Annotated in this window: 22 protein-coding genes; 4 read left to right on the top strand and 18 right to left on the bottom strand. The window is 55.3% G+C overall.

Annotated elements, in window-relative coordinates; all coding sequences use genetic code 11:
- Positions 1-14: 14 nt before the first annotated feature.
- The gene (locus RCI20_RS04340) at positions 15-1,481 is read left to right on the top strand and encodes an aminoacyl-histidine dipeptidase (RefSeq protein ID WP_306603333.1); all 1,467 of its coding nucleotides are present in this window, start codon (positions 15-17) and stop codon (positions 1,479-1,481) included.
- Positions 1,482-1,504: 23 nt separating this feature from the next.
- Here the strand turns inward: RCI20_RS04340 and RCI20_RS04345 are convergent, their stop codons facing one another.
- Positions 1,505-2,272, bottom strand: a complete 768-nt coding sequence (locus RCI20_RS04345) for a LuxR C-terminal-related transcriptional regulator (RefSeq protein WP_306603335.1) — start codon at positions 2,270-2,272, stop codon at positions 1,505-1,507.
- Positions 2,273-2,476: 204 nt separating this feature from the next.
- On the opposite strand from RCI20_RS04345, the gene RCI20_RS04350 reads away from it, so the two are divergent.
- A complete protein-coding gene (locus tag RCI20_RS04350; protein ID WP_306603337.1) occupies positions 2,477-3,703 on the top strand; it encodes an HD domain-containing phosphohydrolase in 1,227 nt (408 codons plus the stop codon).
- An 11-nt stretch (positions 3,704-3,714) separates the two neighbouring features.
- Here the strand turns inward: RCI20_RS04350 and RCI20_RS04355 are convergent, their stop codons facing one another.
- The 7 genes from RCI20_RS04355 to RCI20_RS04385 all read right to left on the bottom strand — a co-directional run bounded on the left by RCI20_RS04355 (position 3,715) and on the right by RCI20_RS04385 (position 10,651).
- Positions 3,715-4,581 carry a spermidine synthase-like protein gene (locus RCI20_RS04355; protein ID WP_306603339.1) on the bottom strand — a complete coding sequence of 289 codons (867 nt, stop codon included), beginning with the start codon at positions 4,579-4,581 and terminating at the stop codon, positions 3,715-3,717.
- A 138-nt stretch (positions 4,582-4,719) separates the two neighbouring features.
- Entirely contained in the window at positions 4,720-5,616 is an 897-nt protein-coding gene (gene prmB / locus RCI20_RS04360) for a 50S ribosomal protein L3 N(5)-glutamine methyltransferase (protein ID WP_306603340.1), read from the bottom strand.
- Positions 5,613-6,746, bottom strand: a complete 1,134-nt coding sequence (gene dapE, locus RCI20_RS04365) for a succinyl-diaminopimelate desuccinylase (RefSeq protein WP_306603342.1) — start codon at positions 6,744-6,746, stop codon at positions 5,613-5,615. The genes prmB and dapE overlap by 4 nt, the downstream gene beginning before the upstream one ends.
- Complete coding sequence (locus tag RCI20_RS04370) at positions 6,746-7,930, bottom strand: PilT/PilU family type 4a pilus ATPase (protein WP_306603343.1); 1,185 nt, start codon at positions 7,928-7,930, stop codon at positions 6,746-6,748. Before RCI20_RS04370 ends, dapE begins: the two co-directional genes overlap by 1 nt.
- Positions 7,931-7,957: 27 nt before the next feature.
- A complete protein-coding gene (dapD, locus tag RCI20_RS04375; RefSeq protein WP_306603344.1) occupies positions 7,958-8,773 on the bottom strand; it encodes a 2,3,4,5-tetrahydropyridine-2,6-dicarboxylate N-succinyltransferase in 816 nt (271 codons plus the stop codon).
- A gap of 15 nt (positions 8,774-8,788) precedes the next feature.
- Positions 8,789-9,979, bottom strand: coding sequence for a succinyldiaminopimelate transaminase (gene dapC, locus RCI20_RS04380; RefSeq protein ID WP_306603346.1), 1,191 nt, complete (start codon positions 9,977-9,979; stop codon positions 8,789-8,791).
- Between the two features lie 84 nt (positions 9,980-10,063).
- A complete protein-coding gene (locus tag RCI20_RS04385; RefSeq protein WP_306603347.1) occupies positions 10,064-10,651 on the bottom strand; it encodes a DUF2238 domain-containing protein in 588 nt (195 codons plus the stop codon).
- Positions 10,652-10,935: 284 nt separating this feature from the next.
- Between RCI20_RS04385 and RCI20_RS04390 the strand changes: the two genes are divergently transcribed.
- Entirely contained in the window at positions 10,936-11,628 is a 693-nt protein-coding gene (locus RCI20_RS04390) for a hypothetical protein (RefSeq protein WP_306603348.1), read from the top strand.
- Between the two features lie 44 nt (positions 11,629-11,672).
- Here the strand turns inward: RCI20_RS04390 and RCI20_RS04395 are convergent, their stop codons facing one another.
- The 10 genes from RCI20_RS04395 to RCI20_RS04440 form a co-directional block, all read right to left on the bottom strand.
- Positions 11,673-13,310: a nuclease-related domain-containing DEAD/DEAH box helicase gene (locus RCI20_RS04395; RefSeq protein WP_306603349.1), complete on the bottom strand. Its 1,638-nt coding sequence runs from the start codon at positions 13,308-13,310 to the stop codon at positions 11,673-11,675.
- 7 nt (positions 13,311-13,317) lie between these two features.
- Positions 13,318-13,482, bottom strand: a complete 165-nt coding sequence (locus RCI20_RS04400; RefSeq protein WP_306603350.1) for a hypothetical protein — start codon at positions 13,480-13,482, stop codon at positions 13,318-13,320.
- Between the two features lie 48 nt (positions 13,483-13,530).
- Positions 13,531-13,809, bottom strand: coding sequence for a hypothetical protein (locus RCI20_RS04405; RefSeq protein ID WP_306603351.1), 279 nt, complete (start codon positions 13,807-13,809; stop codon positions 13,531-13,533).
- Positions 13,806-14,804 carry an AAA family ATPase gene (locus tag RCI20_RS04410; protein WP_306603352.1) on the bottom strand — a complete coding sequence of 333 codons (999 nt, stop codon included), beginning with the start codon at positions 14,802-14,804 and terminating at the stop codon, positions 13,806-13,808. Before RCI20_RS04410 ends, RCI20_RS04405 begins: the two co-directional genes overlap by 4 nt.
- 474 nt (positions 14,805-15,278) lie before the next feature.
- The gene (locus tag RCI20_RS04415) at positions 15,279-17,411 is read right to left on the bottom strand and encodes a dynamin family protein (RefSeq protein WP_306603353.1); all 2,133 of its coding nucleotides are present in this window, start codon (positions 17,409-17,411) and stop codon (positions 15,279-15,281) included.
- A 160-nt stretch (positions 17,412-17,571) separates the two neighbouring features.
- Positions 17,572-20,238, bottom strand: coding sequence for a dynamin family protein (locus RCI20_RS04420; protein WP_306603354.1), 2,667 nt, complete (start codon positions 20,236-20,238; stop codon positions 17,572-17,574).
- On the bottom strand, positions 20,235-21,908 hold the full coding sequence (locus tag RCI20_RS04425; RefSeq protein ID WP_306603355.1) for a dynamin family protein: 1,674 nt from the start codon (positions 21,906-21,908) through the stop codon (positions 20,235-20,237). The genes RCI20_RS04420 and RCI20_RS04425 overlap by 4 nt, the downstream gene beginning before the upstream one ends.
- 31 nt (positions 21,909-21,939) lie before the next feature.
- Positions 21,940-22,572 (bottom strand): lecithin retinol acyltransferase family protein, encoded by a 633-nt coding sequence (locus RCI20_RS04430; RefSeq protein ID WP_306603356.1) that lies wholly within the window; start codon positions 22,570-22,572, stop codon positions 21,940-21,942.
- Positions 22,573-22,670: 98 nt separating this feature from the next.
- Positions 22,671-22,871 carry a hypothetical protein gene (locus RCI20_RS04435; protein ID WP_306603357.1) on the bottom strand — a complete coding sequence of 67 codons (201 nt, stop codon included), beginning with the start codon at positions 22,869-22,871 and terminating at the stop codon, positions 22,671-22,673.
- 14 nt (positions 22,872-22,885) lie between these two features.
- Entirely contained in the window at positions 22,886-23,782 is an 897-nt protein-coding gene (locus tag RCI20_RS04440; RefSeq protein ID WP_306603358.1) for a YafY family protein, read from the bottom strand.
- 197 nt (positions 23,783-23,979) lie between these two features.
- Here RCI20_RS04440 and RCI20_RS04445 point away from each other — a divergent pair, with 197 nt between their 5' ends.
- On the top strand, positions 23,980-24,927 hold the full coding sequence (locus RCI20_RS04445) for a membrane lipoprotein lipid attachment site-containing protein (RefSeq protein ID WP_306603359.1): 948 nt from the start codon (positions 23,980-23,982) through the stop codon (positions 24,925-24,927).
- Positions 24,928-24,979 lie beyond the last annotated feature (52 nt).

Here is a 24,979-nt window from a genome sequence, read left to right on the forward strand (position 1 = left end):
CGGAGTTTTGATCAATGAGTTTGTCTGCCGATGTTTTCGCCGAACTGGAGCCGAAGCCGGTCTGGTCGGAGTTTGCCCAGTTGTGTTCAACCCCTCGGGCTTCCAAAAACGAAGCCCGGATCAGCGGACAGATCGTCGCTTGGGCGCAGGAAAAGGGTCTGAATATTGCGGTCGACCGCGTTGGCAACCTGATTTTGCGCAAGCCGGCATCGCCGGGTCGGGAAAAATCGCCGGGCTTGGTCATGCAGGCGCATCTGGACATGGTGTGCCAGAAAAATTCTGATAGTACGCACGATTTTTCCAGCGATCCCATCGTGCCCGTATTGCGCGATGGCTGGTTGCTGGCCGAGGGGACGACGCTGGGGGCCGACAACGGCATTGGCGTGGCTTTGATCATGGCTGCGTTAGCCGATAAAAGCTTGGTACATGGTCCACTCGAAGCCTTGCTCACCGTCGATGAAGAAGCGGGAATGGGTGGGGCTAGGGGCTTGGCTGGAGGCTTGCTGAATGCCAGTCTGATGCTCAATCTCGATACCGAAGCGTGGGGCGAGTTCTATCTCGGTTGCGCCGGTGGGTTGGATGTCGATGTTCAACGTCCGGCCAGCACCGAACCCCTACCGGCAGGCTGGACGGTACGCCGGGTCGAACTGCTTGGTTTGCGTGGCGGGCATTCCGGTGTCGATATTCACGAAGAGCGCGGCAATGCGATCAAGTTGCTTGTCGCTTTGCTCAATGAACTGGTGGCTGTGCAGCCGTTTCGTCTGGTCGAACTGCGCGGTGGAACGGCACGCAATGCCTTGCCGCGCGAAGCTTTTGCCAGTATTGCCTTGCCCGACGCGACGGGGTTGGAAGAATGGTTGGCAGGGCAGCAGATTGTTCTGCGCGAAATCTTGCGCGGCATCGACGATGGCGTCACGCTGCAAGCTGGCTGCAGTGCGGCGGTAGAGATGTTGTCGGAAAACGAGCATTCGATCTGGCTGGCATCGCTGCATGCCGCACCGCACGGCGTGCGCCGGATGAGCCGCTCGGTGCCTGGTGTGGTCGAAACTTCGAATAATCTTGGTATGGTCGATATTTCTCCGGCCGGCAGTTGCTGCAATTTCATGGTCCGTTCGCTGGTCGACCGCGCTGCGACGGCCTTGGCCGATGAGATCGTCAGTCTGTTTGCGCTATCCGGGACGGTGGCGGAAAAAACCGGACAGTATCCGGGTTGGGCACCGAATCCCGATTCGGCGCTACTGAAAACTTGCCAGGCGGTTTATCGGCGCGATTTCGGCGGCGAGTCGAAGGTGCAGGTGATCCATGCTGGACTCGAGTGCGGCATCATCGGGGCTAAATATCCGGAGCTGGATATTGTCTCGTTCGGGCCAACCATACATGGCGCGCATGCCCCCGGTGAACGGGTCGAGGTGGCCTCGGTGGAACGTTGCTGGCGATTACTGAAGGCGATTCTTGCTGAGGTTTCCAACCCCGCATCCTGAGGTCGTCATGGGGGGCTGGCTGTTCAGCGAAGCACATTGGTTTTCTTGACTAGTTCGATCAGAGAAGAAACCTCGAATTTTTGAAATATCGCGCTGCGGTGGGTTTTTACGGTGTTGACCGAAATGGACAGTTCTGAGGCGATTTCGGAGTTTTTCCTGCCAGCGATAACCAGCCAGAATATCTTGCGTTGAGCGGCAGTAAGGGATTCGAAGCGGCCGCGCATTTCCAGTTTGTCGCGCTGCGCAACTTGTTGTCCGGATAGAGAGGCTGTGGTCGGCCGGTTGGGGAAGACGTGCTGGTCCAGCATGGCAACGAGTTCCGCATCAAAGTCGATTTCCGGGGCTGCGGATTTCCCCAGGCGCACCAATCGATTGTCGAACAGCATGGCATGATCGCCCAGCCAGTCCCCCAAAAGCTGCCACAAGGTCACGCTGGCTGTTCGGGGATCTTTGCTGTGAACCTCTGCAGCGAGCCGTTTCAATTGCCTGGCGATTCCCTCATGGGCGGCCTTGTGACCCTTGATGTGCGACTGGCATATCGGCGTGTCCGGCAACAACTCCATCATTCTTTCCTCGTAGGTTGCATGCCCGATCAGAAAGGCAGCCAACTGCTTGGTCATGCCTTCAAGAGTATTCCGGCAATCCTGCTGGATTGAATGTGCACATCCGGCGCAATCGGCAACTGCGTGCTGCAGCGAGACGGGACAGGGTTGCCGCAACTGCTCGACCATGCTCTCCAGAATGGCATGCTGTTGATCTATTTCTGCATTTCCGGTGTGCTGGATACCCATCGATGAAGTCTGATTTCAAATTAACTATATGAATTATAAGGCTCCAGCATGATGGAGATATCACCCCTTGGGGTGATGACTTCGAAATTCCGCATCGATAAAGTGAAGGTCTGGCGCAAGTGGTGATGAGGAAGATGTTCGCAGTGCCTGTTGCCAGGGACTTGTTCCTGTTTCGTTTGTCATCCTGCCAGGATAGAGAGTCTCATGAAAAAATACGCGATGGAATCCGAGCACCATGATTTACTCAACAGGCTGAACGAGAAGCTCTCGATGTCGGAGAAAATTGCCTTCCTGCATCGTATTCTCACGCAGCGCTGTCCGTTCGTGCAGCGAATCGGTATCGCGGTCTACGATCCTCAGTGCGATACGCTACAGACTTTTGCCCATAGCACTGAAGGGGGAGAAAATCCGCTCGGGCATTACCAGTGCAAGCTGCGAGATGCGCCTTCGCTGTATTCAATTTATCAGGAAGGCAGGCCACGGGTCATCAATGATCTGTCACGCTTGGGCAAGAGTCGGGAGCATTCAAGAAGACTCGCCAAATACGGTTATCGGGCTAGCTATACCGTGCCGATTTATCAAAGCGGACAACTGGCGGGTTTCGTTTTTTTCAACTCATCCGAGCCTGACGTATTTGACGAGTCCTCACTACCTTATCTCGACATGATCGCCCGGTTGGTGTCCTTGCTGGTTAGCCTGGAACTCAAGCAGGTGATGGTCCTGCAGGGTGCGATAAGAACCGCGACCTGTTTCTCCGGCCATCGTGATCCGGAAACTGGTGCGCATCTGGAACGGATGGCCCGTTTTTCCCGCCTGATTGCCAATGGAATTGCCGCAGAGCGTGGGTTGGATGACGAGTTCGTCGAGGCTGTGTTCTGGTTTGCCCCAATGCACGATATCGGGAAGATTGCGATTGCTGACGAAATATTGTGCAAGCCCGGAAAGCTCACCGATCAGGAATTCCAGATCATGAAAACCCACGCGAGTAAGGGGCGAGAGATTATCGAATCAATGCTCGGAAACTTTGGTCTGGACGATTTGGGATACACCAAGATGGTCTGCAATATTGCGCAATACCATCATGAGAACTTCGATGGCAGCGGCTATCCGTCAGGCCTTGCCGGCGACAATATTCCGTTGGAAGCCAGGATCATCGCTGTCGCCGATGTGTTTGATGCCTTGACTTCGAAGCGTTGCTACAAGGAAGCGTGGGGCAATCATGCGGCTTTCAATGAGTTGCGGAAGCTGGCAGGCAGCAAACTTGATCCGCGCTGCGTCGACGCGTTGTTGTGCTGCAGCGCAAGGATCGAAGAAATTCAGGCGGAATTTCGTGACGAGCCGGAAATGGCCACTGAGCTCAGGCAGCCAGGAAGACCTTTGTTCTCCACCGTGGAGATGGAGCAAATGTCAGGCGTGCTGTGGCCTGCCTGAATACAATTTTTTCAGCGGCCGCGGATCGCTTCGCGCCTGGCGAGGCCGAGTTTGCTGGCGCGTTCCATCTTCTGCACGAAGGCCGGGAAGTCGAGACCGAGGCGGGCGCGCAGTTCCTTGGCGTGGTTGTTCAGCCAGCGCCAGCGCGGTTCGAAGTAGCGTTCCTTGAAAGCGTAGAGGATGTGGTTGCCGTCGTCAGGGACGGAAATCATGATCACCTGGTCGTCGAAGACATGCATGACTTCGCCGATCAGCCCGGCGAAGCTTTCCTTGTCACCGGCCAGGTTGATGACCAGCACGCCGTTGCCGGAGAGTTTGGCGAAGGCGGCGGTGAGAAATTCGCGGTTGGCCAGCGACGGGGCGAAGCCGGTCTTGTCGAAGGCGTCGATGAGCAGCGCGTCGATGCCTTTTTCAACCTGCTCGATGTATTCGGCACCGTCGGCATGCAGGATTTGCAGGCGTTCGTCGTCGGGCGGTATGAAGAAGGCGTCGCGCAGCGCGATGACGTCGGGGTCGAGTTCGATGGCGGTGAGCTGTACACCGGGCAGTCGGCGGTGGCAGAACTTGATGATCGAGCCGCCGCCGAGACCGATCAGCGCGATGCGCTTGGGCCGCGGATGGAAGAGCAGGAAGCCCATCATCTTCTGCGTGTAGCGCAGCGCCAGGTCGTGCGGGGCCTTCAGCGACATCTCGCTTTGCATCAGGCGGACGTTGAAATACAGGTAGCGCGACTTGCCGTCGTCGATGACGAAGGGTTTCGGGTAGCTTTCGTCGAGTAGCTGCGCACGCAACTCACCGGCGCGCGCCCATTCGGGTTCGAGCATCAGCACCGTGCCCGTTTCGATTTCGAACGGGCTGGGCAGTTCGTAGAGTTTCATGGGGGGCTGAGTGTGGATTGCTTCGCTTTGCTCGCAATGACGAGGTACGGAGGCGTCATCGCGAGGCCGGAGGTTGTGGCGATCCAGGGGGCTGGTGTGGATTGCTTCGCTGCGCTCGCAATGACGGGGTTGGGGGGGTCAGGCGGGGAGGTCGGCGGCGCGCAGCATGAAAACGTATTCGTCGCCGGCGGCGGTGTCGAGCCAGGTGAAGGGGAGCGTCGGGAAGGCGGCTTCCAGCGCGTCGCGGTTGTGGCCGATTTCGACGACGAGGATGCCGTCTGCGTTGAGGTGCTTTTTCGCTTTGGCGAGGATGATGCGGGTGAAGTCCAGTCCGTCGTCGCCTGAGCCGAGCGCCATTTCCGGTTCGTGCCGGTATTCGGGCGGCAGCGCGGCAACAGCCTGGGCGTCGACGTAGGGCGGGTTGGAGATGATCAGGTCGTACTTGCGACCGGCCAGCGCCGTGAAGGCATCGGAATGCACCGGGCGGACGCGGTCGACCAGGTGGTAGTCGGCGATGTTGCGCTCGGCTACCTGCAGGGCTTCCTTCGACAGATCGACGGCGTCGACCGTGGCATTAGGGAAGGCCAGCGCGGTCAGGATGGCCAGGCAGCCGGAGCCGGTGCACAGGTCGAGGGCGTGTTCGACGGCCCATGGGTCATCGATCCACGGCGTCAGTTGTTCATCGAGCAGTTCGGCGATAAAGGAGCGCGGCACGATGACGCGGTCGTCGACATAGAAACGGTGTTCGCCGAGCCAGGCTTCGTGCGTCAGGTAGGCGGCGGGCAGGCGGTCCTGGCAGCGGCGGGTGGTGATGTCGAGCAGGGCGACGCGCTCTTCCGGCAGCAGGCGGGCGTCGAGGAAGGGTTCGAGGCGGTCGAGCGGCAGGTGCAGCGTGTGCAGCGTCAGGTACACCGCTTCGTCCCAGGCGTTGTCGCTGCCGTGGCCGAAGAACAGGCCGGCGGCGTTGAAGCGGCTGACGGCGTAGCGGATGAAATCACGAACCGTGATCAGTTCGGTCTTGGCGGAAACGGTCATTTGAGGAGAATCTGTTCAAGGATGCGACGATAGATGGCGGAGAGCTTCGACGGCGCATCGATGGCGATGCATTCGTCGATCTTGTGGCTGGTCGCGTTGGACGGGCCGATTTCCAGCAACTGGTCGCAGATCGGCGCGATGAAGCGGCCATCCGAGGTACCGCCGGTGGTGGACAGTTCGGTTTCGATGCCGCAGGTTTCGCGGATCGCCGTCATGGCGGCATCGGCGAGCGGGCCGCGGCCGGTCAGGAAGGGGCTGGCGCCGAGCGTCCATTTGATCGCGTATTCCAGGCCGTGCCGGTCGAGGATGGCGCACAGGCGCTGCTGCAGGCCTTCCGGCGTGCTGGCGGTGGAGAAGCGGAAATTGAACTTGATTTCGAGTTGACCGGGAACGACGTTGGTCGCGCCGGTGCCGCCGTGGATGTTGGAAATCTGCCAGGTGGTCGGCGGAAAGTATTCGTTGCCCTGGTCCCACTCGGTCGCCGCCAGTTCGGCGATGGCCGGTGCCGCCTGGTGGATCGGGTTGCGGCCCTTTTCCGGGTAGGCGATGTGGCACTGGATGCCCTTGATCTCGAGTACGCCGGACAGCGAGCCGCGGCGGCCGTTCTTGATCATGTCGCCGAGCGTGTTGACCGAGGTCGGTTCGCCGATGATGCAGTAATCCAGGCGCTCGCCGCGCGCCTTGAGCGCTTCGACGACAGCGACGGTGCCGTCGTTGGCATCGCCTTCTTCATCGGAAGTGAGCAGGAAGGCGAGCGAACCGGGGTGCGCCGGATGGGCGGCGACGAAGGCTTCTGTTGCGGTCAACGCCGCGGCAACGCCGGTTTTCATGTCGGCGGCACCACGGCCGTAGAGCTTGCCGTCGCGGATTTCGGGGGCGAACGGCGGGCTGGTCCATTTGTCCAGCGGCCCGGTCGGCACGACGTCGGTATGGCCGGCGAAGACGAACAGCGGGGCGCGGTTGCCGCGGCGTGCCCACAGGTTGCGGGTGCCGTTGCGGTCGAGGAATTCGAGGGTGAAGCCGATGGCAGCCAGGCGGGCGCCAAGGATGTCCATGCAGCCGGCGTCATCCGGCGTCACGGACGGGCAGGCCATGATCTGGCGTGCCAGTTCGAGGGTGGGGTCGGTCATCAGTGGTTTTCTTCGTCGTCGGCCAGGTTAAGCGTGAATTCCTTGAACGACGCGCCGCCTTCGTTGGTGCTGTCAAAGTCAAGCGCCAGGTCGGATTTCCGTTCATCCTTACCGTTGCTGACATTGATTTCGGAATTGTTGATCAGCCAGGAGAGATTGGTTGGCGAATCGGAGTTGGCCAGGGCTTCTTCCAGCGTGATGGTGCCTTCGTGATAAAGCCGGAACAAATCCTGTTCGAAAGTCTGCGACCCCGGTGCCAGCGACTGCTCCATCGCATCCTTGATACTTTGCACTTCGCCGCGTTCGATCAATTCGCTGATATGCCGCGTATTGAGCATGATTTCGCAGGTCGGCGTGCGTTTGCCATCGGGTTTTTTCACCAGGCGCTGGGAAATGACAGCGCGCAGGGCTGACGACAGGTCGAGGAAAAGCGCCGAGCGGTTTTCCATCGGGAAAAAACTGATGATCCGGTTCAGCGCGTGATAACTGTTGTTGGCATGCAGCGTAGCGAGGCAGAGATGCCCGGTTTGGGCATAGGCGATGGCGGCTTGCATGGTCTCACGATCGCGGATTTCGCCGATCAGGATGCAGTCCGGTGCCTGACGCATCGCATTCTTCAGGGCCGAGGCCCAGTCGTGCGTATCCATCCCGATTTCACGCTGGTTGACGATGGATTTCTTGTGCTTGAACAGGAATTCGATCGGGTCTTCCACTGTCAGGATGTGGCCGGTACGCGATTCGTTCCGGTAATCCAGCATCGACGCGATGGTGGTCGATTTGCCGGAGCCGGTGGCGCCAACGATCAGCACCAGACCACGTTTTTCCATGATCAAATCGGTAAGCACAGGCGGCAGGTCCAGGCTGTCCAGCGTCGGAATGTTGCCGAGAATGAAGCGCACCACGACGCTGATCGAGCCGCGCTGGCGGAACAGGTTGATCCGGAAGTTACCGACCTGCGGTACACCGAACGAGAGGTTCATCTCGTTGTTGGCCTCGAAGGTCTTGATCTGCTCCGGCGACATCAGTTCGTAGGCAATCTTGTCGATCATGTCGGGCAACATGATTTGCTGATTGACCGGCAGGGTATTGCCTTGGATCTTGATGTGGATCGGCGCACCGGCGGAGATGAAAATATCCGACGCCTGCTTTTCCGACATCAACTGGAACAGTTTGTCGAGGATCATGACAAGACCTTCGTAAGTTTGGGTGGCTTAAGGGCGCAGCAGTTCGTTGATGCTGGTCTTCGAGCGGGTTTGCGCGTCGACCTTCTTGACGATGATCGCGGCGTACATGCTGTACTTGCCGCCATCTTTCGGCAGGTTGCCGCTGATCACGACGGAACCCGCCGGGATCTTGCCGTAGGTGATTTCGCCGGTTTCGCGGTCGTAGATCGGGGTGCTTTGGCCGATGTAGACGCCCATCGAAATGACTGAATTCTCGCCGACGACAACGCCTTCGACGACTTCCGAACGGGCACCGATGAAGCAGTTGTCTTCGATGATGACTGGACCAGCCTGGATCGGCTCCAGCACGCCGCCGATGCCGACGCCGCCGGATAGGTGTACGTTCTTGCCGATCTGCGCGCAGGAGCCGACGGTGGCCCAGGCGTCGACCATGGTGCCTTCATCGACGTAGGCGCCGATGTTGACGAAGGAGGGCATCAGCACGGTGTTCTTGGCGATGAAGGAGCCCTTGCGCGCGAAGGCGCCCGGTACGACGCGGAAGCCGCCGGCCTTGAATTGTTCTTCGGTCCAGCCTTGGAACTTGGTGTCTACCTTGTCGTAGAAACGAATTTCGCCGGCTTCCTGGACGCGGTTGTCGCGGGTGCGGAAGGACAGCAGCACGGCCTTCTTGGCCCACTGGTTGACCACCCATTCACCGTTGATCTTTTCGGCAACGCGCAGTTTGCCGCTGTCGAGATCGCCGATCACGGATTCGATGATCTTGATGGCGTCGGTCGATTGGGTGGAAAGCTCGGTACGGCGTTCCCAGAGGTCGTCAATGGTGGCTTGCAGCGGATGGCTCATAGGGGTTCTCTCAGTTTACAGTTGTTTGGCGAATTGACGGATACGGTCGGTCGCTTCGCGACATTCGGCCAGCGAAGCGACCAGGGCAATACGGACGAAGTTGGCGCCGGGGTTGATGCCATTGACCTCGCGGCCAAGGAAACTGCCGGGTAAAACGACGACATTATAGTGTTCGAGCAAACCCCGGGCGAACTCGGTATCGGCAATGGGGGTGCGGGCCCAAAGGTAGAAGCCGGCATCCGGCATGCCGGTGCCCAGGACTTCGCTGATCAGTGGGGTGCTGGTGGCGAATTTTTCGCGGTATTGGTTGCGATTGTCCAGTACATGCGCCTCGTCGTTCCAGGCGGCGACCGAAGCCATCTGCACCGGTGGCGCCATGGCGCAGCCGTGGTAAGTGCGATAGAGCAGGAAGTTTTTCAGGATTTTTGCGTCGCCGGCAACAAAGCCGGAACGCATGCCCGGTACATTCGAGCGCTTCGACAGGCTGGAGAACATGACCAGTCGCTCGTTCGAGCGGCCGAGCAGTTTTGCTGCCTGCAGACCACCGATCGGCGGGTTGGCTTCGTCGAAATAGATTTCCGAATAGCATTCATCGGAGGCGATGATGAAACCGTATTTGTCGGACAGGGCGAACAGCGTTTTCCAGTCCTCCAGCGACAGCACTTTGCCGGTCGGATTGCCCGGCGAGCAGACATAGAACAACTGGACGCGCGACCATTCTTCTTTCGACAGGGCGCTGTAATCGAACGCGAAACCGTTTTCCGGGAGGTTGTTCAGAAAGCGCGGTTCGGCACCGCCCAGATAGGCTGCACCTTCGTAAATCTGGTAGAAGGGATTCGGGCAGACGACCAGGGGAACGTGCCCCAAACCTGGATTGATTACCGTCTGGGCAAACGAGAAAAGTGCTTCGCGTGAGCCGTTGACCGGAAGAATTTCAGTTTCCGGGTTCAGTTCCAGCTCGTAGCGATGCCGGCACCAAGTGCCGATGGCCTGACGCAATGCCGGAATGCCCTGTGTCGTCGGGTAATTGGCCAGCCCCTTCAGGCTGGTCATCAAGGCTTCCATGATGAACGGCGGTGTGGCGTGCTGCGGTTCGCCGATGGAGAGTTTGATCTCCTTGTATTGCGGGTCTGGTGTGACGCCGGCAAACAGGGCACGCAGTTTTTCAAAAGGATAGGGCTGGAGTTGCGCGAGGTGGGGATTCACGGGCGGACATCGGTAAAAAGAATAAGAGGCGAATTATCGCTAATTTGCCTGCGGCTGGCAGCGCGAAATGCATTCGGCAGCAAATTATTCCCGCTGTTCGTTAGGCGGAAGATGACGAATTTGTGCATCCTGCCAGCGTGCCAGAAAGCGTACCGCCAGCGTTGCACCGATCAAGGCCAGGAACATGTCGGACTGGGTATCCCACGGGTCGCCCTGGGTGCCGAGAAACTCTTCTGCGCCTTGTCCCCAGGCCAGCGCAGCCCACCATTCAAGTAATTCGTAAAAAGCGCTGATCGCCAGCGCTACGCAGACCGAGAGAAAACCCGGCATGCTTTTCCCGGATACGTAGTTGCCGCGCAACAGGATTTCCCGGGCGATCAGGGCCGGTACGAAACCCTGCATGAAATGCCCGATCTTGTCGTAAGGATTGCGTCCCAACTCGAATAAATCCTGCAACCAGAAGCCCAGCGGTACTCTGGCATAGGTGTAAGCACCGCCAAGAATCAGTACCAGCGCATGGGCGGTAATCAGAACGTAAAGCAGGGTCGTCAAGGGAAAGGATTGCCGGGTCCGCCACAGAATAGGGATGGCAATCACGACCGGTGCCACCTCCAGAACCCAGGTTCCCCGGTCGAAGGGAGCAATCCCGGAGACGATAAGGGCGATCAGCACAAGAGTCAGAAGAATTGCGTTTAGCTGGTTGGTACGCAAGCTGAAGCTCACTTTCGTTGGGTGGGACGGGGCTAAAAGGTTTGTATGAAAAAAGGAGCAATGGCCCCTTTGGCGATAGTTTTAGCATAGATATTTAGCGATGTGTTGTCAGTGACTTGCTTGGTGATGAGCCTCTTGATGCAGCACTGCTAGGAGTTTAAAAACCATTTCAGGAAAGACACGACCTGTCGCCATGACTCCTGATACTGGCGCTGTCAAATCACTACAACCCTCAGGAGTCGATCATGAAAAACTCTTTGCAAATGCCATCGGTGAATCGTTTGCCGACATCTGACGAACTGGCGCATGGCGCCATGTTGTTGCGCTCCCTTGGTGAGGATTCGCTTGCCAACCAGCTTGAAACATCGCACCTGGATGAATCCTTGGCGTGCCAGGTACTTGTCGTGAGCGATTTCAAAACGATTGGCGACGCGCAAGTGTTGCTTGTGCCATCCGGGGTCTATCAGACCAACGCCGAGCTTTTGGCACAGTCGTTGCGCTATATCATCGGTTTGCCATCGGACGCTTGCGATTATCCCGTGCTGTTGCTCGACGGGGAGGCAGTCGATGTCTTCAATACCGAAACGCTGGAGGCGACATCGCTGCGCAAGTCATCCACCTTTGGCCGTTTTATCAATGTGATCTTTGATGCGCCGGAACCAACTGTATTGGAGGTTTATTTCAGCGATGACAAGCAGTTTTCCGATACGTTCTTTGGCGTTGAATGGCGACCCAATACCGATGCCCTGAATATCGGCAGCAACACTTTCTATCATGGCCGGGATTGGGCCTTGGCAGCTTATGGAAGTTTTTACCGGGGACGCAATGCCTTGGAAAGAGGGTTGGATAGCGTTCATGAAGGAACGATGAATGCGATTGACACGACATTCGGCTCGCTGGTCAAGCTGGGAGAAAAAATCGATCGCTTTTTCAGTTGAGCGATTGATAGCGTATGTGACGGTTAGTTGTTGGAGAAAACTGGCTACTCGGGGAGATTGGAAAACTCTTCGAGTGCCAGCAGATACAAAACTGCCCGTGCGCGGCTGGCGCCGATATACAGCCAATCGAGGTGCTTCGCGGCGTTGGCATCAATGCCGACCAGAATGACGACATCGGCTTCCAGCCCCTTGAAACCCTGTATCGTACCGACGCGGATTTTTCCGGTCGACGGGGTGGCCATATCGGAAGATGTCTTGACCTGAGACAAGCCGGTTCGCCAGGCAGATTTGACATTCTCCATCCGATAGGGGGAGAGGACGACGATTTGCTCCAGTGCAATATTGTCCTTGAGCGTCAGTTCGTTCAGTAAGGTTCGCAATTGCTCGGCCATGGTGGCGAAATCCGGGGCGCGTAGCGTTATCGGTTTGCTGCCGCTTTGTACCCGGAATGCGGCTGGCGGTGGATAGTGGGCAATATTGGCTGCGAACTCACCAATCGGCTGCGGGTTACGCAAATTGGTTTCCAGTTGCATCGGGGCAGCAGTGAAAGGTGTTTCCCAAGTGCTGCCATGCTGGTAAATGGCCTGCTGTCTGTCGTAAAAACAGTACCAAGAAAAATTGTCTCGTCCCAATGCGGAGAGGGCAATCCACCAGGTTGAGGCAAAGTCCATCGCCTCGTCGACGATCAGGGTGTCAAAGCGTACATCCAGCAATTCACTGGCGTTGAGCAACAGTTCTGGCGCACCTTCGCGGAAGAAGCGGGCGCGTTGTTCCGGGTTATCGATGATCTCGTAAGGCAAGCCTGCCTGAGTTGCCATCTGGTGTACCAGTTCATGAAAATTGGTCACCTGTACTTCGGGGCAATCAGCCAGACAAGCTGCCAAATGGTTGGCCAGTTGCTTATTGAAACAAGTGAGCAAAACGGATTTACCCTGTGCCGCATGCTCACGCGCCAACGTGCAGGCCAGCAGCGTTTTGCCCGTGCCGGCACCGCCTTCCACTAACAAACGTGACTGGCTGCGCAACATCCGTAACACGGACATTTGCTGCTCAGTTGCCTGATGGAGTTTGTCCAGCGTGGCATCAACCTGCACCGATAGCGGCACTAGCAAATGGCAATCCGGCGCAAGCAATTCCTTCAAGGCTTGTTGCTGGCTACGGCTCCACGCCGGTCCGTTGGGTGCCGCCTCGCGCAATAGCGCGAGCAAAGCAGATTCCGGATCTTTCAATGCGTTGCGGTCGAGCAGAAAATGCCGCGAAGGGATTTCCATCGGCGCTGCTGCCTTCCAGGTTATCTCGGGAAACCAGACGGCATGCGTCACCATCAAAGTATCCACGCCAGCCCCCAGGCGGTGCCGGAGTTTTTCCTGCAAGGCGTAGCGATTACGCCGTGCTTGCGCCATCGGCGACTGCTTCATCGGCAATCCGGAGCCGTAAAACCAGCTGCCGTTACGTACCTCGACCTCTCCTGCCTTGATTTCGAAAACCACCAGCCCATGCGCGGGATGAAAAACAACCACATCCACCTCGCCGATACTTTCGCCGTGGCGCTGCAACAGGCGCCACTCGACCGTGGAAAAAAACTGCCAAGGGGCGGGAAGGGTCGAAAGTGCGCTCAGTACACGAGATTCGGCACGTTGGCCGATGGCGTGTATGTGCGGGTTGGTTTTGTCGATGATCAAAATCGTATCAGCCTTTGAACAAAAAGGGTTTTACGTTCTGGATCAAGCGTTCCAGCTCTGGCTGGTTATGGTGCAGCATGGGATGTTCCCAGTGGCCTGGTGTACCGTTGGCACAAGCCTTGGCCAGTTGTTCTCCGACCTTTTCCAGCGAAATGCCACAATCCTTGCGCAATGGTTCGGGGTCATCCTTTGTGCCCAGCAGGTAAACACGCTCGCGTACCTATTCTGGAAACGCATCGTTGAAGTGTTTCAGTCGGGTTGCTACCTGTCCGTCAAAATCGATCAACAGCACCAAATGACGCAGGGCATAATTGCGCAGTTGGCTAAGGTGGGTGCTGACAAAGTCATCGCGTACCTTGCTCCAACCGCCAGCAATGGGCAGCACCTGAATGGCGCGCAAATTCAGCGCTGGGTCTTGCAAAAAACCGTTGGCTAATTGCCGGTTGGCATCGTCTTCTGGCAGCACCAGCACATGCGGCTTGTAGAGATTGACGCTCATGGCTCCAGTTCCCCGCAAATCAGCGCCTGAATGATGTCTGAGCCGGGCGAGAGCGCTTCCAGGGGACGAATGACAGTCGGTTCAAGATGACTTTTGCGGCCCAGTACCCAGGTGTTGTCATTGGAGAAACGGCGCACAGCTTCCTCATTGTGCGAGGTCATCAGGATTTGTCCGCCTTGATGGAAACCGCGCCGCAAGGCCGTTACAAAATGACTCACTTCGCTGAGCGAAAGGTAGTTGTCGGGTTCATCCCAGAATGCCAGCAAGGGGCCATAGCTCTGGTTGGCGGCTAGCAGTACGCCACAGAGAAAGAAACACTTTTCGCCGTCGGATAAAGCATCGAAATCCAGCTCATGCTGGGCGTTACCGGCTTTGAAGCGCACCAGCAATGCCTTGGCCTCCTTGCCCTCCCGCTCGAAGCGAAAGTCCCACAGATCGGGCATGACTTGCTGCAGGTACTGGCTCAGCGGCGCATAAGCCGCAGGGTAGTGCGCTAACAAGCCCGACAGCCAGTCAGCCAGATTGCTGGCGTCTTCATCAGGCTCCAGCGATTCGTTCTGAGCCTCACCGCGCATCAGGCGTGGCATGGGAGCCAGCAACACCATGCGCGCCAACCATTCACGCAAACTGCCCAAAGCATTGCTTGTGGAAGGATCTTGAATTACAGGCAGGGCCACCAAATGCCAGTCCATGTTGAAGCGGGCAGCGGGTAGCTCGGCATTTTCCCGTTGCAAGGTAATTTCTGCCAGCTTCCGTGAATACAGCAATTCGTCATCCACGCGCAATTGCTCTTCCAAGACCCGCAATTCCCTGAAACGCTCAGGCAAATCCAGCGCCAAGGTGTACTGGAAGACCCGACCATCCAGCAAAACCTGCAACTCAAAGCGCATGGGTACTGCGGTCCTGCCAAGGGAAAAATCCCGAGGTTTGACCAGTTGGCCGACGCGGTTGGCGCCCCGACCAATGGCTTGAAAAATTCTGAGAGCCTGTGCCAAGATGGATTTTCCTGTGCCGTTTTTCCGATCAGCAGGACTGACGAGGCATCACCGGGCTTGAACTCGAAATTTTCAAGACAGCGGTAGTTGTGGATGTACAGGCGTAGGAGCATTTTTATCCTATTGACGGGCGGCTGGGTGGATCGCCTATTTCAGCACGAATTGTATTGCGGGCAGAGCAGCTATTCATAGCACCACCACCTCATCGCTGAATCTGTCCTCAAGTCGTTTTCCGGCGCAGAGTACGGAATAAATGCTGCATTCAAGACGGCGTGCTTCTTGTCGCAAGTGATCGGTGAATGCTGGCGAAAGACTACAGTGGCCAGTGAATGTTTTCCGGGTTTCGCTTTCTTCCCCGTCGATAAAGGTGACACCCGCAGTTCGTGAGTCTGCAGATTTTTTAGCAGCCGGGCTGTAGCTCCATCTCTCACCCCGGAAGGCTACAATCTGATGCAGCAAAAAAAGCAATGGGCATTACGTTGTAGCCCCCTTTTTCGCCCCCGCTGCCTGGCATATTTTGATCAACTCCTCGTACTGCTTGATCTCTGCCTCCTTGTTGGCGAAATCCTTCCTGAGTTGATCCAATTCGCCTTGCAGGCTGGCAGTGAGCTTTTGGGCTAGGCTGTCGCGGGTACGATCAAATTCCCCGCAGAGCTTTTTCAGTGCGGCATCGAAACCAGTCAGCAACTTGTCGAACACCAGCGCCAACGATTCACGCAGAGTTCGGCGCAATTCCTCCATCTTCCTCTCGCTGCGCACCTTGCCAGAAAACTTGCCACTAATGAGTTGACCGCAATCCCCGATGTCCAGCTTGAGTTCTGGGAGCTTCAATGAGTTGAGCGCGCTCTCCAAGGTATTACGGAACTCGGCAGGATCGAATTCCTGGCTACCCGTGTTCAATTCTTCGATCAGCGCATGCTTCAGGTCGGCGCGCAAGGTACTCATGCTGATGATGTTGTTGAAGGCACGCGACAGGTTGGCGGCGCTTTCGTTGCCGTAATTGACCAGGCGCTCCACCGCATCGGCAGTGGCTATGTATTCGTATGTGACATACGTGGTTTCCTCGATGGTTTCCGTATCGCCCCAGGTGAAAGGGTTGTACCACTTGGAAGTACTGATCGTGTACTTCTCGGTTTCCTTCTTTGTCCCGCTCTGGGTCCGCACGCTTGCCGCTGCATCTACCTCTCTGCGCAGCTCCATCTTGATTTCAGCCGCAGTTTTTTGGGCCTGTTCGATGGCGACGTTGATTGTGCTACCCAGACGGTTGGCGATTCCTGTCATTTGGGCCTCGCAGGCTATGGCACCAGCTTCGATGGCCCGGATGTCTCCGAATTTCAGCTGAGCAAGCCGATGCTCGGCGGCCGTCATCAGTTCGCCTAACACCTTGGACAAATTTGCCTGCATTCGCGGCAACAGGTCATCGCGCCGTGCCTGCATCAGCGGTAGTTTGTCCAGGCGCGCCTGTTCATAGGCAACCTTGAGTGCGCCGAAATTGCCCAAGCGAGCCCAATCTTCCAATGTGAACCGGTAGCCGTCCCAAGATTGCTCGGCCAATTCCGCCAACTGTTGATGCATGTGGCGCATCCCTTTGCCCCAGCGACTTTCTTCCCAATGCGCGTAGCCGTGCGCATAGGTGCTGGAAAGAATGGGGGTCTTCAGGCCGCGTAACAACTTGGCCACATCGGGATCGCCCAGCTTTTCACGCGCAATGGATAGCCTTTCGATTTCGCTTTCAGCACGACGGACAAGGCGGGCACGCACATTTCCTTCCGTTTCGGCAAGTGAGGCGCGATCGAATCCGTCATCAGCGATAACACCGTCCAGTTGCCCGGCCACCAGCACCATGCGTTTGACACCTTTGGCGGGGAGTTGCTGTGCCAGCAGGTCCATGTCCGATTGATCGAGAAATTGACTGCAGCGCGAAAGAAAGAACACCACATCGCACTTGGCCATGTAATCGCGTGTCTTCTGGGTGCGGCTGGGCACCGGGTCGTTCATGCCCGGCGTGTCAATGATCTCGAAACCATCTAGCTCCGGTAGCGGCAACAGGATTTCGGTAAACTTGACCAGCGCCGTGTAGCGCCCATTTTCGCCCACATAGTCGTTAAGCCTGCCCATTAATTCATCCAGGCTGGCTGCTGAGAATGCCTCCTGCCGTCGCTCGATAGTTTCGGCCGCGTCGACGCCGTGCAGCCTCACCATTTCCAGAATACCCCGAGCAATCCGGGCGCGAACCCCGTCGCTTTCGCTCTCCGCTTCACGAGTGAACTCCGCCCATTCCTCAGGGCTGTAGTAATGCACCACTAAGTGCGGATGCTCGCCGTAGGAAATGCGAGTCAGATTGGCGGTCTTGGGTGTGGCAGCTTCGGGCAGGATCGGCTTGCCGTCAAAAAGCAATGCGTTGAGGAAGCTGCTCTTTCCTGCCTTGACCTGCCCCATGATGCCGATACTGAGGTGTTGTTCGTCAGCTTCAATTCGCTGGAGTTCCGAGAGGAAATCCTTTTCCAAATCGTCAATGTTGTTGATGTGCTCGGGGAAGCGCTCACTATACGCTCCCAGATTATTTTTTAATTGCACCAATTCAGTAGTTATTTTGATATCGAACATTACTTATCCATTTCCAAAAGGCCTGGAGAAAAGCCTCGTAGATTTTTCAATTTTTCAGTTGAAGCAGACGAATGTGGAGTTAGCAATGAGTTTTTTATACTATTGGCATATTTAGTGTTTTATTTTTCTGAAGGAGTCGGAAATAAACAGCTAGAGTTAATTAACAGCATTTTTTTAATCCATGACTGTCATCTTTGGAAATTAAAAAATTAATTTCTTTCCATTTTAATGCATAGGGTTCATATCCATGATTTGGGTCAAATTGTCGGAGAGTGTCAAGCATTGACCATTCTTTTGTTTTTTCGCGCCGAACGTTTGTATTCGAGACAATGACCTCTATTTTATCGGAGAAGCCTTTTGCTTCTATGCTTGTCTCTTTCAATTGTATTGCGATCAAATCGCTCGCATTTTTGCCAATATAATTGAATGTACAGTCTTCAATGACTACCTTGCATTTGGGCGGAGTGTAAATACTGTTGTCAACTCCCATTTGTAACATCGGTTCCGAGCCCTCCAATGTGAAATCACAGTTGCGAATTAATATGCTACTGATTTTGCTGCAATCAAATTCTATTTTGCCTAAATAATTGAAACTCGAGTCAATTATTTTTGCAAAACCTTCATCGTGTGAATGATAAGAAATATTGGACCAGTTCTCAAATACCGATTTGGAAATGTTCGCGTATTTTCCAATGGTTAGATAACCATTCAGTGAAACACCCTTGCATCGGTTAGCAATAATACTTGATCTGCTGATATTTGTTTTGTTTCGACCCAAATAAACAGAGCTTTGCGAACATATTAATGAATTCTCCATATCAAAGACTCCGTCTGGGAGGAGAAAAATCGTCCCTTCACAAATCAATATTGCATCTTTTACGCTTAGATCGGGTAAGCGAATATCAATATCTTCTTTCTGCTTAAAGTATCCTGTAACAACCCCACTCTTCGTGTCTTTTCTTTTGACTTTCCGAAAAAAAAGCGGATGCCAATGAGCAAGTTTAAGCACTTCCCCTGAAGTGAAATTTGAAGAGGTGCGCAATCCGAGAACAAAGCCTGCCAGAGTTGAGATTCCTGCTAGTGTCTCGTTTGGCAGGCCAAAGACATTGCCAAGCTCACTGCTTAATTGAAGATTTTCACTTGCAAGACATCCACCCAGGCGGGATAACATTAAGCTGTCGAAGAGCAGAACAGCGCCTAAGTGGTTTTCTTTCACGATGCGTGTACACTCCTGAATATCTTCCACTCCCATTTCACGGACTTGAGCAAGCAGATTTGTCCGGATATCGTTCAGCCCGAGGCTTTCTAGCATCTTCAAGAGCAGATCGGTTTGCGGCTCGGTCAGTCCCGACTTTCCGTAACAGGCGACAGCTACGAGAGTTCGCGCATAGACTTCTCGGCAATGAATATCGAGACCAGCAGCAAAATGCCTCTCCAAGGCAATATCTGTTTCTCCACTTAAGAAAGCCGATAACTTGGGGGTATCGCCCGGTTGTGCTAAATCTCCCAGCGACGCAGGCTCATCCGGGGGCACTTTTCCTTCGGCTTCGCGCTGGCGACGCAAGGCTTGCAGTAAATCGAAGTTCTGATCGGGGAGTAAATCAAGTTCGGATGGCTCGGGTAGCGGAATGCCAACGTGATCGCCGATTGCCTTCAGTTCACTAAAGAATCTGTGACGAAGTGAGACAATCTCGCCATGCAGTCGCTCGCTGAGTTTCATCAGCCCTTCTGCCCGCAGTTTCAATTCTTGCGCATCTTGTTGGACGGCTGCCTCGTCGGCTAAGGCGAGAATCCGATTCAAGCGATTCAGGTGTTGTTGTGCTTGTCGGCGCTCATCGTCCAGATGTCGGGTGTAACGGGTGAACTGATGCTTGAAGTTGTGGGCAAAACGCAATTCTCGCCCAGCACCATTCCAGCGGCTGAGTTGTTCAAGAATGGGTGTGGACGACCATTCCTTTCTGCGGGCTGAAACAGCCACGACGTCGACAAACGGCAGGTTGCGCTTTTCCAGCGTTGCGCGGATACCGGCGACAATGCCGACTATATCCTCAGCCGGTTTCTGATCCGCCCGGCTCAGTGCAAACAAACGGGGAATCTCCGGCCGCAACGTAGTCAAGAACTTGATGTCGTCTTCGGTAATGCATCCCTGGCGTGCGTCTATCACCCAGACGATGGCTTGGGCGCTATTTAACTGGGTGCGGGCAATATGTTCGTCAGTGCGTTCTCCGTGCCGTTTATCTTCATGCTTGGTGTAGCCGGGTGTGTCGATTAACGTCAGGTTCTTCCATGGAAAATCACTGCGGCTAATGATGGCGGAACGCAAGAGCCGGCTGACGTTGCTGCCGTAGCGCACGAATTCGTCATGCGTCAGGCTGAGGAATTCCTCGTCGGCCAGCCTGATGTGCTGTCCGAAGAGGTTCTGTGCATGAATCGCATCTTCGTCGCCCCGCAGCAGATAGGTAGGTAATGAGGTCGTCGGATCGACTTCCGTGACCAGCAGGCGTTTGCCAAGCAGGGCATTGATCAGGCTGGACTTGCCCGCGCTGAACCCTCCGCCAAAGGCCACCACAAATTTCTGCGCCAAGTCAGGAAAGGCGCAGAACTCCTGGAAGCGTTCAAGCTCTTGCTCCAGTTCGAAGCAGATATCAGCGAAGTCGTCCGGACTACCCTGCCGACCCAAGGCGCGTAGATCGTGCCGAACCAGTTTATTCAGGGCTGACAGATGGGGGGAGAGACGCAAGGAATGGGAATCCTCCGTCGAGCCTGCCTGTGTACTCCGGCACAACAAGGCGTAGCGTTCAACAAGCTCTGCTGGATTCAGCTTCATCGTGCTTTCTCCAGATCAACGATGCAGCGGCTCACGACAACTCGATCAGCCTGGTATTGAGTGCGTGCGGCTTCAAATACAGCCCTGCCTTCGGCCAGTTTGGCCTGCAGTTCGCGCAGGGCCGCTTCATGTGAGGCCTGCTGTACTCGTACGGTATCGGCAATCTTTTGTTTGGCAGATTGGATGTGTTCTTCCAGCATTGGCAACAATGTTGCTTGGACCTGGCGGAGCGTGTCGGGGATGACCGTACCAGCAATCTTTTGTCGCACCGATTCGCGTTGCCGCACCTCGTCGACCTCCTTCTGCTTTGCGTTATTGAAGAGGCTTTCCAGCAGGCCAACGATCCCCAGAACTACGGTCGAGATTATTTTGAGCCTGGGGTCCAATTTCAGCAGTGGTTGCAGCATGGTCAAGATAGGAGTTATTATCAAAGGTTGCTTTTCCCCCTTTGACTCCGCACGATAGTCAAACGAGCAGTTGATTTCAGGCGAGAAATTGTCAGGCAGGCCTTCTACGACGCGGTTCAGATAGCGCTCGATTTCTGGTGTGAATTCGCTGGTAATACCGGTTTGTGCTGCCAGTCGTACCGTACTGCCAAGGTTACCGCTCAAATCGCCACCATTCATGGCATCGCTGGTCAGCGATTCAATATCCTCGCGCAGAGCATTACCAATTCGATCCACGATGCGGCCAAGCACCGGTTGAACGCGGGTTTCCAATTGCTGGGTTTCGTCATTCAGGCGAACCTCGAAACTTGCCATGTCAGCATGTAGACGCTCGCATTGCGCCTGAACTTTCTCGCTGTCAAGATCATCGCTGTTGATGAGGGTATCCAGGTGGGCATTAAAGCTACCGAGCTTGGTGAGTATCGATTGCGAAACGTTGCGGGAAAAGATTTGTTCGGCCTGCTGTTCCAGTTGTTCGAGAGCAGCAATCAGTTCGCTGAACTGTTTTTTGCGGGCCGAAACCTTAACTATGGACAGCGGTGGCCGTCCCATCGTATCAGTGATTTCCTGCCGAACTTGCTCAACGACAGCATCGACATCTTCCGGCGTTTTCTTGTCGGCCTTGGAAATCACCGCGAGGATTGGCATATCGCTGACCGCTAGTTCACGCAAAGCACGACGCAGGCTCTCCCGGAGGTTACCTTCCTCGGCACTGACGACTACGCAGTACGCGAGACTGCGCGCCGCGTAGCCATCGATTGCAGCGGCATGTGCTTCGATGCCGGAATCCCAGCCCGGCATGTCGACCAAACGTAGATGCGGAAGCTTGTCCAACAAGGGATTGGTAAGGGAAACAGTGACATGACTTCCCTTCGGTAGCATCGCAGGAAGGTTGTGCTGTAGGTCTTCCCTGCTCAGTGGGATTACCTTGCCGCCTGGCAAGTGGCCTGAGATCGTTTCGTTCGTGCCATAGCTGAGCTCAGCCGGATAGGCAGTTTCCGGATCGATATTGGTCGGAAACAGATGGGTCTCGATCAACGCATTCAGCAAGGTGGATTTACCAGCGCTGAAGGCGCCGACAAAGGGCAGGATTACTGAGAAATTACGTGACTTCTCTTGTGCAACTTCCAGCCAGTTTTCCGGAGTGGATTTCCATTGATACTTCTTCAGGATGCGTTGCAGGTTGGGGACGTATTCCAGAATGATTTTTTGCTGTTTGAACACTGAATGTTTCTCCTGAGTTGATTTATTAAACTTAATCAATGCGACAAATATGCCAATTGTCGGCACCGAGGTGCTTTACCGTGGATGCTTTGAGCATCCACAAAAAATTGTCGCCATTTTCATAATTTCCGCTCAGGCAGCCGGAGGCGAACTGATGGCAGTTGTTGAGCAGCATGTGGTAATCCATTCGTTGCCCAACCTTCCGATATGCACGCTCGGCTACCTCCCGAGAGCCGATGGCTCGGCTTCCGATACAGGAGACATGGATCTCGGTTCCGGTTCCGCCGCTCATAAATTCACGGGGAGAAACAATCTGGATTTCGCCATGCCTGTTGAGATCGACGATCCGACCATGGCCGATGTATACGCCAGAGTGCTGGGCATACTCACCGACCAGATCGGTGTAAAGGATGCTCCCTTCAATCGGGATGACCGGCGATCCACTCCGCCTGGATGGCTTGACGGAATCTTGGCGCTTGCCCAGTAGCGGATGACAAATACCCATGCCAGCCAACTCACTGGTGGAATCTCTGATGTCGCTCACAAGATCATTCCTGATCTCCGCTAGGGTTTCTTCGGTAATGACATGAAGAGCTTGGCCGAGAGATGACAATTCATTTCCAAGGTCCCGAAACAAGGTGTTGAGGTCGTCGACAACTGACATTGGTTTTTCCGGAAGGCTGCAATGTCGTAATCATCGAAGCAGCGAGTGACAGGATGTGTCAGTAGGTAGTGGGCAACGAAATTTTTCCATGCCTGTACTCACTTTCTTTTCACGATGGTGGAGATCGATTTCAGGAGGTTGTCAATAACACCTGCAGGTTGTCGGTTGAGTTCTTCACTACCGCAGTGATCGCAGGTATCTGGGGGCTCCATGAGCAAGGCATCCGAGAGCGGTGCATAGGTTATTTTCCAGCCGCATTGGCGGCATTGGTACTGCATTGCTTGGGGCTTAATGGGCATATTTGCTCCTTGTTTCAGGTGTTCTGGTAAGCCTGCAATTGCCGCTCCATCTCACCCTGCCAATCTTCCGGGCTGACGATGCGTACATGCGGAATCCAGTAACGGACGATGGGCAGGATCTGGGCGGGGTGGGCGAATTTGCCGGAAACGATCAGGCCGCCGTTTTCAAGTTCCTTCTCGATGACTTGCTGGGCAACCAGCTTGCGGCGGCGGAAATAGATGGCGGCGGCGGGGGCGACGGTGAGAACGACTTCGGTTTTCTTTTCGTTGAGCCAGATGCTGTCTTCTTCATCGAGCATCGACTCAATATTCGGGTCGCTTGTGTAGCTTGTGTCCAGGCAGGTGAGGGCGCTGATTTTGCCGAAGGCGTAGGCCTTGGGCTGCCCACGGTCGGCGGCGGCGAGATACCAGATGCCCGCATGGTTGATCAGGCGATAAGGTGCAACTTCCACCCATTTGTCACCATCCGCTTTGCGGTAGGAGAAGCGCACCAGACGCCGTTGCCCGATGGCGCTCTGAAGGGTGCGAAAATCGCCAATCCTCTGTTGCAGGTCTTCGTAATTGCCACCGTGGATGTCCAGTGTGTCTTGCAAGCGGCTGTCAAATAATTCCCGGATGAACTGCGTGTCCAGGCCGGGAAACAGCCCGTTCAGCCCGGCCAGGCCGGCAAAGCGTTCGATGTCGCGAATGGTGATGCGGCCGAGGTAGGCGGGGTTGAGGGCGAATAGTCCATCGACTTTTTCCAGGGGAAGAAAGGAGAAACGCCCCAGCAAGTCGCGTTGGATGGTGCGTTTGTGAACGCCAAATTCTTCGGCCAGCGCATTCGGGTTCAGGCGTTCGCCCTGATTCAGTTTTTGCAGGATGCAGGCGAGTCGCCAGGCAAGCAAGTCATGATTATTGGTTTGTGTCATTGGCTGCCGATGTCATGGATGGATATTTGGACGGAAAAATAGCACGCCAGAATGACAGGTGGTGTCTTCGCTCTTTTTCATTTTTTTCGATCAGATCTTTTGTGTCTGTGACAGCACCTGTCCGCGGTGCTGGGTAGCATCGGTCGACATGCTTTCCGGATTTTCGAAGCATGTCAATCAACTTAAAGAGATCAGAGATGAAAAAAATCATTGTTTTTATTGGGGCAGCCACTTTTCTTGCCGCTTGTTCTGAGTCGCATACGCCCAAGGAAAGCTTGTTCCAGCAGGTCGTCAAGCCGGAAATGATCGGTGCCAGCCTGCAATATCTGGAGAGCCTGACCGGGCCGGCACGCAATGTTTCGGCTGATGGCAATGTGCGGACTTACCCGTTGGAACAGTGCGAATTGACGGCAATTTTGGGCGGTGACAAAAACAAGCTGGTTTCGGCTTTGCGCATTCCAATTTCTGCCGGGTGTGATTCGGATGTCAGCGGATTTATTGCAGAACAAGGTGCTGAAAAATTACTGACCAGCCAGATCGATTTTGCCAAATTCGAGGCGTGGACCGCAGGAGAGACCTCATTTCTCGCTGATTGCCTGTCCGGTTGCGGTAACGCATTCGATCCTTCGGTTTATCAGTATTGGCAAGGCCCGCGAGCAATGGATTTTCTGGAAATCATGATCGAAGTGCCTTTGGTCGGGGATGCTGTGATTGCTGCTGGCGAGAAATGGCGTGAAGCCATGGAGAAAGGTGAAGGCGAGGATTGGGTTGTCGATGCGCAATTCAATTGTCAGCCGGCCAAGTACAAGGATGTGGCGCGTCTGGCATTTGCCCAGATTCGCCCCACGGCTATTACGATAGGACGCGATTTGCCGATTCCGAAGTGCGAAGTCCTGGCTAAGGCACCTGTGCCTGCGTCTGGTGGAGATCAGCTTGCTGTGCCACAACCGGCATCCGATTGTGACTATGAATACGATAAAACGCTCAAAAAGGCGGGTTTTCCGGCCAAGGAGGTTATGGTTCATGGTCCTGTGGATGAAGATTTTCCAGGATATGGTTGTGCCTACAGGATTCAACCAGCACCGGGCACACGCCTTCCCAAGGGGGCGGTAGTTCAATTCCGGAGTGCTTACGAGGGCAGTTAGGCACCTGTTGAGCGGTCTGGAAATTAGTAAAGAGGGGACGATGCTATTATTC

This window comes from Azonexus sp., from assembly GCF_030824335.1.
GTDB lineage: Bacteria > Pseudomonadota > Gammaproteobacteria > Burkholderiales > Rhodocyclaceae > Azonexus.